This window comes from Neobacillus cucumis, assembly GCF_002860255.1.
Classification (GTDB): Bacteria; Bacillota; Bacilli; order Bacillales; family Cytobacillaceae; genus Neobacillus; species Neobacillus cucumis_A.
In genome coordinates, this window is record NZ_PGVE01000097.1 from 1 (window position 1) to 10,743 (window position 10,743).

Annotated in this window: 11 protein-coding genes; 7 read left to right on the forward strand and 4 right to left on the reverse strand. The window is 41.0% G+C overall.

Going from position 1 to position 10,743, the window contains the following annotated elements:
* Window positions 1–152: 152 nt before the first annotated feature.
* Window positions 153–965 carry a C40 family peptidase gene (locus CVD27_RS25285; protein WP_101651673.1) on the reverse strand — a complete coding sequence of 271 codons (813 nt, stop codon included), beginning with the start codon at window positions 963–965 and terminating at the stop codon, window positions 153–155.
* A 244-nt stretch (window positions 966–1,209) separates the two neighbouring features.
* Between CVD27_RS25285 and CVD27_RS25290 the strand changes: the two genes are divergently transcribed.
* Both CVD27_RS25290 and CVD27_RS28415 read left to right on the forward strand, forming a co-directional pair.
* Window positions 1,210–2,469 (forward strand): C40 family peptidase, encoded by a 1,260-nt coding sequence (locus tag CVD27_RS25290; RefSeq protein ID WP_101651675.1) that lies wholly within the window; start codon window positions 1,210–1,212, stop codon window positions 2,467–2,469.
* A 92-nt stretch (window positions 2,470–2,561) separates the two neighbouring features.
* A complete protein-coding gene (locus CVD27_RS28415; RefSeq protein ID WP_180960449.1) occupies window positions 2,562–2,699 on the forward strand; it encodes a hypothetical protein in 138 nt (45 codons plus the stop codon).
* Window positions 2,700–2,719: 20 nt separating this feature from the next.
* Here the strand turns inward: CVD27_RS28415 and CVD27_RS25295 are convergent, their stop codons facing one another.
* Window positions 2,720–3,172 (reverse strand): VOC family protein, encoded by a 453-nt coding sequence (locus CVD27_RS25295; RefSeq protein WP_101651693.1) that lies wholly within the window; start codon window positions 3,170–3,172, stop codon window positions 2,720–2,722.
* Window positions 3,173–3,431: 259 nt separating this feature from the next.
* Between CVD27_RS25295 and CVD27_RS25300 the strand changes: the two genes are divergently transcribed.
* Complete coding sequence (locus CVD27_RS25300; protein ID WP_101651677.1) at window positions 3,432–3,749, forward strand: hypothetical protein; 318 nt, start codon at window positions 3,432–3,434, stop codon at window positions 3,747–3,749.
* Window positions 3,750–3,786: 37 nt separating this feature from the next.
* Here the strand turns inward: CVD27_RS25300 and ftsZ are convergent, their stop codons facing one another.
* Window positions 3,787–5,076 carry a cell division protein FtsZ gene (gene ftsZ / locus CVD27_RS25305; protein ID WP_101651678.1) on the reverse strand — a complete coding sequence of 430 codons (1,290 nt, stop codon included), beginning with the start codon at window positions 5,074–5,076 and terminating at the stop codon, window positions 3,787–3,789.
* A 484-nt stretch (window positions 5,077–5,560) separates the two neighbouring features.
* Between ftsZ and CVD27_RS25310 the strand changes: the two genes are divergently transcribed.
* Both CVD27_RS25310 and CVD27_RS25320 read left to right on the forward strand, forming a co-directional pair.
* Window positions 5,561–6,142 carry a MerR family transcriptional regulator gene (locus CVD27_RS25310; protein WP_101651680.1) on the forward strand — a complete coding sequence of 194 codons (582 nt, stop codon included), beginning with the start codon at window positions 5,561–5,563 and terminating at the stop codon, window positions 6,140–6,142.
* A 521-nt stretch (window positions 6,143–6,663) separates the two neighbouring features.
* Window positions 6,664–6,939, forward strand: coding sequence for a hypothetical protein (locus CVD27_RS25320; protein WP_101651684.1), 276 nt, complete (start codon window positions 6,664–6,666; stop codon window positions 6,937–6,939).
* A gap of 48 nt (window positions 6,940–6,987) precedes the next feature.
* On the opposite strand, the gene CVD27_RS25325 is transcribed toward CVD27_RS25320, so the two are convergent.
* Window positions 6,988–7,176: a DUF2187 family protein gene (locus CVD27_RS25325; RefSeq protein WP_101651686.1), complete on the reverse strand. Its 189-nt coding sequence runs from the start codon at window positions 7,174–7,176 to the stop codon at window positions 6,988–6,990.
* A gap of 272 nt (window positions 7,177–7,448) precedes the next feature.
* Between CVD27_RS25325 and CVD27_RS25330 the strand changes: the two genes are divergently transcribed.
* Entirely contained in the window at window positions 7,449–8,180 is a 732-nt protein-coding gene (locus CVD27_RS25330; protein ID WP_101651688.1) for a LysM peptidoglycan-binding and 3D domain-containing protein, read from the forward strand.
* Window positions 8,181–8,870: 690 nt separating this feature from the next.
* Entirely contained in the window at window positions 8,871–10,502 is a 1,632-nt protein-coding gene (locus CVD27_RS25335; protein ID WP_257984490.1) for an SWIM zinc finger family protein, read from the forward strand.
* The last annotated feature ends 241 nt before the right edge of the window (window positions 10,503–10,743 follow it).

Sequence of the window (10,743 nt, forward strand, 5' to 3'; positions counted from 1 at the left end):
CCGAAAAATTCATTCAACAAGGTTGGCTATCCGCCTTATTGGCGACCGCTATCCCAATAAATCTTTCAGCAATGTAGTCAATCCCCCTCTAAAAACAAAATACAAACCTACCAATAAAAAAATGACTATCAAATGATAGTCATTTTTATGTTTTATAATTGTCTAGCCCCAAGATATCGAGGTTTCCAATAAGAGTTATTCATTTGCGAAATTTGGACTCCCTTGGACGATGAGGCATGAATGAACTGACCATTACCAACATAAATCCCCATATGCGAAGGACCTTTCTTATACGTTTGGTAATAAACAAAATCACCTACCGATAGCTTAAGCACCGGTTTCGTCGTCTTCCAATACCCATCCACCGTCAGACGGGAGCTGGATTTTTGTTTGTTGATGACATAATAAATAAATCCGCTGCAATCGAATCCCTTTGGCGTAACTCCTCCCCATTTATAAGGAGTCCCAATCACGGATTTTGCATCCTGAATTAACTTGTTTTTATTAATAGTGTTCGCTGCAGGTTTAGCAGCCACCGCAGGTTTAGCGGCCGTCACCGTTACATTACTGCTATTAATTTTTAATTTTTGACCTATTTTAAGAAAGTCCGATTTCAGACCATTCCACGCTTTAAGCTGTGCTACCGTAGTCTTATATTTCTTGGCGATGGATGATAAAGTATCACCAGATTTAACCGTATATACGGTTGAAGACGGGCTCGCACTGGTTGTTTTCGCCGCGGCCTTTCCCTTTTCAGGGATGTATAAGTTCTGACCTACATAAATTCTATCACTTGATAATTTATTTGCGGCCTTAATTTCTGATACAGATATATGATATTGCTTGGAATACTTAGATAAAGTATCCCCGCTTTTTACTTTAATAGTTGCAGCCATGGCTGAAGTGCTATATAACGATGTCCCAAATACAGTAGCAGTAACGAATGCTAAAAGTTTCTTTTTCATTTTTCCTCCCAGTATTTACATATCTATTTCCAGTTTACTGACTATTTTGGGAGATTGCTAGATTATGTCGAAAACGTTATGAAAATGTAATCATTTTGTAATACTTTGTCGTTTATTAATATATAAGTTCGCAAATCGAAGAAAAATTAAAATTCCATGAGAAATATGGGAAATTTTTCTGAAAATATTAGCAAACTATGGTAAAATTAATAAAAATATGAAATTTTGAGGTGATTTCTCCTAGATGAAGAAAACTATCATTCGTTCTCTCTCGACAACGGCACTTTTCTCTTTCGCATTTGCAGGTTCCGCACTGGCGGCTTCATATAAGGTTCAAAAAGGTGATACTCTATCAAAAATCGCCTCGGATCATCATACGAGTGTGGATAATATCAAAAAATTAAATGGTTTAACCTCTGACCGGATTTATGTGAATCAAACGCTGCAGCTTTCCTCCAATGCACCAGCTGCCTCCGTTCAGGCGGTTCAGCAAACGACTTATAAGGTTGTCAGCGGGGATGCTCTGATTAAGATTGCCAACCGCTTCCATGTCACCGTCGGCGAAATTCAGCAGTGGAATAACCTGAAGGGTACGACCATTTATGTGGGCCAAACGCTTAAGGTATCGGCCCCTGGTAAAACGGTTACGGTAACTGCACCAACGAAACCGGCAGCGGCCGCAAGTACCAGTAAACCAGTGACTTCCGCTACTCCGCAGACCGCCACGACTACTTATACGGTGAAAAGTGGGGATTGCTTAAGCAAAATTGGCAGTGCGTATGGAATGAGCATACAGCAATTAAAATCGCTTAATAGCTTAAAATCCGATTTGATTTATGTTGGGCAAAAGCTTAAGGTTAACGCGAAACAAACTAGTACCAGCACTCCAGCTGCTACGAAAGCTCCTGCGGCAGCGAAGCCAGCAGCGTCCAAACCAAAGCCAACCGCTGCCACTAGTAATTATGTAGTTAAAAGCGGAGATACACTTGGAAAAATTGCCGTGACCTACGACATGACGGTCCAGGCATTAAAGACACTTAACAGCTTAAAGTCTGACATGATTTATGTGGGACAAACACTTAAGGTGACAGGCAAGGCTCCTGTCGTATCTGCACCAGCAGCCCCTGTGACTGATTCAGATTTTGGGGCAAAGGTAGTTTCAACAGCCAAGAGTTTAATAGGGATTCCCTATGTCTGGGCCGGCAGCTCGACTTCCGGTTTTGACTGCAGCGGATTTATTTATTATGTTGCGAATAAGGCGGGGAAATCGCTGGGCCGAACTTCGGCAGCAGGCTATTATGACCGCAGCTATTATGTAAATACACCAAAGGCCGGCGATCTAGTATTTTTTGAGAATACATATAAGCAAGGAATCTCCCATGTGGGGTTCTATCTTAATGAAAATCAATTCATACATGCGGATGAAGCGCACGGTATCATGATTTCTAATTTACATAGCCCGTATTATACGGCCCACTTTGCGGCATTTAAGCGATTCTATTAAAAAAATCTCCCATTTGGGAGATTTTTCATGTATAAAAGAGTGGTAGATTGGGAATAGTAATTGTAAAGACATTTCATAGGGAGATGGGAAAAATGAAAAGTCAATTATTACTATTATCCGAGTTTGTTAATGAAGATGGATTTGAATTGAACAGCTATCTTTCTCATTTATTTGAACAGGTTTCTACTCTATCAAATATGGAAGACTTAAATATTGAGCCAACTCAGTGAGAGTTGGCTTTTTCTTTGCTTTACTTTCTTTTGTTCCAATCGCTTAAACGAATCCTTCCCAGTTCAGGTCTTGGCGATCCTTCTAGCAGTGCAATGTATTCCAGCGAGTTGCCGTCCGGATCCCTGAAATAGTAGGATGCGGCCGGCATCCAGGTATGGACTTCGGGGTCGGTTGTTTCTTCCCCAAATGATGGCCGGAGCTTAATTCCCCTTTTTTCTAAGTAGGAGGGTACTTCCATTAGTGTTTCAAGCGAGACGCCAAAGGCAAAGTGCGAGGTAGTGAACTTCTCTTCTGGTACCTCCCACACTCCCAGCATTTGTTCCTTCACGGTGTTGTCCCCCAGCCAAAAGAACGCCACTCTTCTCTCCTTGACCACGTAGGCAAGCTCCAAATCAAGAGACTGATAGAATTCAATCGCTTTTTCCAAATTTCTTGTATTTACGTGTGTTTCATAAAGTTTCGCTAATTTCATAGCCATCCACTCCCCTCTTAGGTCTATCATAATTTATTTTCTAAAAATTGGATAAAAGATTGGCTTATCCTCAACCCTTGAAGGAGTTCTTCCTCTGTGGTTTCGATAGTTTAGAGTGCCCGACATTTTATATCCTTAGTTAAAATGCACGCCTAACCATGAGCCCGAAATAAAAATGTAAATATTCTGTTACTATAATACAGTTGATGTTAGAAATTTGAAGGTGTACACTTTTCTTACAATTTGAGGAGTGATTAACATGAAAACAGTACCCATCAATAAGCTATCTTTTAAGAAAAAATTATCCATGATTGAGCAATACTCCATTAAAGATTTCCTATTTAAATGGGTTGGGATGCCGACAGAAGGATTAGATGAGTTTCTCCCACTTGAGTATACAGACAGTGTCTTTGCGAAGATGGAGGCAGCACAAGAAACAGCTTTTCTCATCAATGAGGAGGAACGATTTAGATATGCGACACTAACAGAAGATAATCAATTTGTCATAGGTGTGTTAGATTCAAATAAAGAGTTAAAGCATAAAATCATTTCTTTAGATGAGGTTTTAAGTAGGTAAGCACTTGTAAGGTGCTTACCTTTTTTTACGAATTTTTTTAAGATCGTCTTTTTCGATTGCGCAAAAACGCAGGGACATCTAGAGAATCTGCAGAGTTTTCTGAAGGTCGGTTATAAGTTTGAACGGGTTTGCCATGGTTTATAGGATTACGTTGTTCCCTTGGATACGGATGAGATATTTCATCCTCTGTCCGATAACGTGGTTCCCTTTGATATGGATTCGATAGTTCTCCCTCTGTCCGATAACGTGGTTCCCTTTGATATGGATTTGATAGTTCTTCCTCTGTCCGATAACGTGGTTCCCTTTGATATGGATTCGATAGTTCTTCCTCTGCTGGCAAGGGGGCATTTTGTAATACGGTACTCTCTTGCTCAGTAAATCCAGTGGCAATAATCGTTACAATCATTTCGTCCTTTAAGTTCTCATTAATGACCGAACCAAAAATCATATTTAGTTCCTCATGAGAAGCAGAAGCAACGATTTCGGCTGCCTCCTGTACTTCAAACAGACTTAAATTTTGACCGCCAGTTATGTTCATAATGACACCCTGTGCTCCATGGATAGAAGTTTCGAGTAACGGACTATTTAAGGCTTTCTCGGCTGCTTCGGCCGCACGATTGCTGCCCGTCGCCATACCTATTCCCATTAAGGCCGTCCCTTTATGGGACATGACTGTTTTCACGTCAGCAAAATCAAGGTTAATTAAACCTGGCACAGCAATTAAATCGGAAATCCCTTGTACCCCTTGGCGAAGTACAGCATCCGCCTCACGGAAAGCTTCAATCATAGGAGTTTTCTGATCGACAATCTCCAATAAGCGATCATTCGGAATAATAATTAAGGTGTCAACGGCTTCCCTCATGGCGTCAATTCCACTTTCTGCGTTGACAGCCCGCCTCTTGCCTTCAAATTTGAACGGACGAGTGACAACACCAATTGTCAGGGCACCCAGTTTCCGGGCAATTTCAGCAATAGCAGGTGCTGCCCCTGTCCCCGTACCACCGCCCATTCCAGCCGTAACGAAAACCATGTCAGCACCTGCTAACACTTCTTCTATCTGCCTTTTACTTTCTTCCACAGCCCTTTTTCCTATTTCTGGATTGGCGCCTGCCCCTAAACCCTTTGTCAAGGATTGACCGATTTGCATCTTGGTCCCTGCTTTAGATTGATGAATCGCTTGTGCATCCGTATTCACAGCAATAAACTCTACACCTTCGACGCCGTCCTCGATCATCCGGTTCACGGCGTTGTTTCCCCCGCCGCCCACACCGATTACTTTAATCGATGCCAATTGGTGTATGTCCATTTTCGTATCAAATTCCATCATGATGACTCCTCCTCGTTATCCAAACTGATTTGGGTGATCCGTAGAACTCCATCATTTTTTGAATTTTCATATTTTTAGTTTGGTAGAATTTGTTTTTAGTCTAAGTAACATTCCTATTCTTGTCCAGTTAAGTCTTACCTACTTCTTAAAATAGTTAAATTAGCACATGTCTATTAAAGGGAATCCTTCCTCTTTTTGTACTTTTATTAAGTCTAGTTAACAGTCTTTTTACAAATAGGTTACTTTCTGTTCGTTCGACAAATTTTTAAAAAATGCTTGTTATAATGGCTTTGTCTAATACAGAAAAGGATTTAAAACTGCAAGTAAAAATAAGAGGAGGAGAAATCTTGCCTGAGATTTTACTTTATCTTAGTACATATTTATCAGCTGCTCTCGTTCTTGGCTGGCTAATCACCATTGCTTTTGATCTATTTTTTAAATAGTCCACTTTCGATTTAGAAGTTTCCAGCGGAGGTGTAATGTAATGGAGGAAATCTATTCACCTAGTGACGTAAAAGATCTGCTTGGAATAGATAGCAGTACTTTACGGAAGTATGCCACTCACCTAGAAGGACATGGGTATCAAATTCACCGCAATGCGAAGGGTCACAGAAGCTATTTTGAAAAAGATGTTGACACTCTCCGCCAATTAATCAAATTCAATAAGCAAGATGGGATGACCATTGAGCAGTCTGCTCTATCCGTGATGACATTGGATACGGAAGAAAAAGATACTACGGATACGGTTATGGAAGAAGAAGATGCTACGGTCACGGTTAAGGAAGCAGAACAGACTACTAATGACCAGGATAGGAAGCAGGACTGTCATCATGAGGAGCTGCTAGAGCGAATCGAACATTTGGAACAAATAAACTTAGATTTAATCAAGCATTTGAAGGAAAAGGCTGTTCGGGAAGCCTCTCTAGAAGAGAAGCTGAATCATATTCTCCGGTATGTACAACGCACAGAGCAGCTGATGGCCGAACAAAGTAAAAGAATAGAAGAAGAAACAAGAAACCAGATTGCCGCCGCTAGTCAAAAAAAGTGGTGGCAATGGTGGAAATAAGAAAAGCGCAAGGCGCCCGTCTATTGGCTTGTGATCTCGAGCCGATGGCGTCTGGAGCTGGACAGTTATACTTTCTTAATCTATTAAGTAAAGCATTGCTTTCGTCAGCAATGCTTTTTTTGATGAATTTTTTTCGCGTTCCACGACCATTATTTTTAAAATTAAGGCTCTGTTATTCTTCATTGTTCATTTTCGTGTAGGTATGAGATTCATAGGCGGAGAATTTCCGGCTAATGTTATAGAGGGAGCTGAAGAAGCAGATATAAACGGAGATATTCCGATTAACTGCTCTAAATAAGACAAAATCCAATGATTTGGATAATATAAACGGAAAAACTTCCTTTATTTTCAAGGAAATATGGGTATTTCCCAATTTAAACGGAATTTTGCCGTTTATTTTTCAAACACAATGAACTCAACATTCAGTTATAACAGAGACAATATTAAAAATATATTGTTATAAAAATCATAAAATTGAGAAAACTAAAAAGAGTATATGTGAATGATTAGGGGTGATACAAATGGGGAAAATCAATAAATTAGCTGATTTATGCTGGGAAGGATTAACGTTACAACACGTCTCTAATAAAGAGGTCGTGATTCCTTATGTATTCTTTTTTATCTTTACCTTTATTTTTGAACTGTTTTTAGCCTTTTTGTTCCTTTCTTCTATCTTTATCTTCGGCAGTTTTGGATATAAACCTAATGTTCAATATTATCTAAGCGGTATCATTTTAGTTCTTATGTTATTCCTAACGGTTCCATTGTTAATAACAACCATACGCAAAATTCATTAAAGCTGGACAGCCTTTTAAAGCTATCCAGCCTGTTTCTACGCTCGGCCTCTACGCCAAAACCCTATAATTTTTGTGTGCGACGACTGTTATATTTTCTTTAAACTCTAATTCCGTCTTATTTTCGATGATCTTTGTTATCACAGAATTATCATACACCTTCTGAACGATTCCTTTGACTCCATTTTTAAAAAAGATACGATCCCCTATTTCTGCTTTCTTTTGGGCTTTGAATAACATAGTCATCCTCCTTTTATAAATTGAAGATTTGAACCCATTCTAATAAAAAGAACTCATACATGCTATGGTTTCTACCGTTCTTAATGAAAAAGTAACGTTTGTAATTTAAGTTTTGTCTTCGTTTCCGGGATTGGCTGTTTTTGAGATGAATTTGTGATATGAATGCAATTTATGTAACTTAATTAACATATGCTTGTTCTTTTTCTCAGAATATTTCGTGTTAATATTAACCTAACAACTCACGAAAACAAATAAGGTTGGAGGTTAATTAAATGAGAAAAAAAGTATATTCATTGTTAGCAGCACTAACTATCTGGGGTGCAATCAGTGCAAACGTACAAGCCAAAGAAATCGTGGTGAAAAAAGGCGATACTCTTTGGGCGATCTCAAGAAATAATGGTATCTCCGTACAAGACATAAAAGCATTAAACGGATTATCTTCCGATTTAATCCATCCTAATGATCAACTAAACGTTACATTATCCAAAAAATACATAGTTCAATCAGGTGACACTCTGTGGGGAATCGCAAGAACGAATGGTACCACCGTAAATAACCTTAAAAGATGGAATCAATTAAACTCAGATCTCATTAGACCAGGTTTACAGCTTGTCATTTATCCAAATACAGCGGAACCATCAACTATTACGGCTAAAGCTCCGGTAAAAACGGCTGTAAAGTCGGCAGAGACCCAGGTTCCTGCTGAAAAGTCTTCTAAAACGATTACGGTTACGGCAACCGCTTATACAGCAAGTTGCGAAGGCTGTTCCGGAATTACCAAAACAGGCGTCGATTTGAATGCCAATCCAAATGCGAAAGTCATCGCTGTGGATCCAAACGTCATTCCGTTAGGTTCAAAGGTTTATGTGGAAGGTCATGGATATGCGACTGCTGCTGATACGGGCGGCGCCATTAAGGGCAACCGAATTGATGTATTTATTCCGGACCAAAAGTCTGCTATGGAGTTTGGCAGAAAACAAGTGAAGGTTACTATCATAAACTAATAGTTTCAGAGAATTACCCAGCGGTTTACAGACACTTTGTTGCTCAAGCATAGTCGAACCGCTGGCCCTTCTTGATATGCTTACCTATCTAGTCATCTATGACTCTCTTGGTTTGAAACGGCATTGTGATATACTCGCAAATTATGTAACTTAATTTATATCTATTTGTTCTTTATTATCGGAATATTTTGTATTATAATTATACCTACAACTTCTTTACTAAATGAAGTTGTAGGTATTTTTAATAAAAAACACGAAAAGAGGGATGCTTAATGGATATTTGTATTTCATGCGGACAGGAATTATCTAAGATGGAGAGGAACCGGGCGGAGTGTTGGGAGTGTAGAGACACAACCATAGAAACCTATGCAGAGTCAGAAGATCATAGCATTTAATTCCAGCGGCACGAAGCTTCCATCACTCCACATTTTCAGTTTGTGGAACTAACCACGTTTATTCAACTCAAGCATCAAGAATGAAATCACTTCGTCTTTACAAAATAGTCTGTGGAATCAAAAGTTTATGGTTTTCCACATACACCTTCTCTTGAAAAAATTCTAAAAAGACTTCTCGTCCCACCATAAAGGTGGGATTTTTCATTATTCGTTCATCCCCTTCCCACATTTACCTAATCCCGATTTTTTGGTTATAATAGAGGAATATGGATTTTTAGAAATGGGGGTTTCGGCCTTGGAGTCAACGCATGCTAGTGAACAAATGGAGCATTTTGAGGAGCAAGTTCGGGAGCTTTTGATTCCCACTGATGCAGAGGATGCGAAGCTCGTCCAAAAGGGTTTAATGCTTTACCGTCAAGGGGTGGTCAAGCAATTACAAATATTCAATGATAAAATCACGTCCATGGTTCAGGACGTAACGCGCGTCTATGTAAAGCTCGATTTGGTCTTTGCCTCGATGAGTTCGTGTACCTGCCCTACGGAGGGCTTTTGCCGCCATCAGATGGCTACCTTTTTCGCAGCTTTTTCCAAGTTTGGCAGTGTTGGTGACTGGGTAACGGCATGGCGTGAGCCTGCGCGCGAGCAGAAGGAAGTGGCAGACTGGGGCATGCAGACAGCGAAGGATTTGATTAAGGCGAATGGCATCCTGAAGCCGGACTACAGCCGATGGGTTCACTCGTTTGAAGTGAGCTTTGATACGCTGCTGGCTTCGAAAAAGTTTACGAGCCCGTATGTGATTCCGGAGCTGTACGGCATTTATGAGCGGCGCATCCATGCGAGCGCACCGGTGGAGCAGGAATGGCGCTTGTTGTATGAAATGGTTGCGATGGTGGTGTCGTTTCGAAAGCTTGCGATGCTGAGCGAGCAGCTCGGGCATGATGAGGACATGGTGAAGCGTGCCTATTTGCATTTGTTCCACAATTTGATGGATGATGCCGAGGATTTAGCTGTAAAAATTGGTGTCCAGTCGCTGCCGTTTGCGTTTGATGAGTTTATTGAACGGTTAAAGAATGATGCATTCGACCTCTTGCGCTGCTGTAGCGGGTTAGAGTATGAACGGATTTATTTGTACCGGCTGTTGTGGGTGCAATTTTTCAAAAAGAAGGATTGGCGTGAGGAGGAGTTGACGAAGATCCAAGCTGGGTTGAAGGCGCTCCAGGATTGGGAGAATCCGCTGCCTTTGATGGTGGCTGGGGTTCATTTGAATATCCTTGTTGGGAATGATGAGGCGGCGGTGCGGCTGATGGGTCAGTTTACCGATGAGGAGATTACGCCTTATATGCTGTTTTGGATTGAGTATTTGACCACGTTGAAGGCGTGGCGCCGCGTTGCGGTCTTGATTGAGTTATTTTTGCAAAAAGTGAAGGGCTATTTGACGGCGTTGGGCGGTTATCATAGTTGTGTGACGTTTGCCCGGAATGCCCTTAAGGCGTTGACCACGTTTTGTGCAGAGAATGATCGGGTGGATTTGTATGAGCGCGGCTTGCTTGTGATGCTTCCGTATAGTTTTGGGGAGTATGAGTATTTGTTGTTTGAGCGCAAGCAGTATGAGCGCTGGGGCGAGCTTCAGGCGTTTGTCGGCTTGGATTTTTATGATCTGCCGAAGGATCGGTTAAAGGTGATTGAGAAGGAACAGCCTGAGGTGCTGCTTGGGATGCTGCATCAGACCGCGCAGCGCGAGATTGATCAAAAAAATCGTTCGAGCTATAAGATGGCCGTGCGGCATTTGAAGAAGCTGCGGACGTTGTATAAGAAGTTGAAGCGCGTGGATGACTGGGAATATTTCTTGGAGACGCTGATGGAGCGGACGAAACGGCTCCGGGCGTTTCATGAGGAGTGCCGCAGGAGTAAGTTGGTGGATGTTTAGTATAGGGTGCCAGTGTCTTATCGATTTTTCGGGGGGCGCTGGTTTTTTTTATGGTTGCTTCAGATCACCGATGCAACTAACTCCTTCAACGGTCCATAATTATAATTGTGCCCACTAAGTAGAAACATTTGGCTTCTTTGGGTACAATTAGTTTTTTTGTGACCTTACACACTAATCCGATGGCTTCTTTGGGCTCAATTAAATTTTTTTGTGACCATATACCCTTTCTGATGGCCTCCTT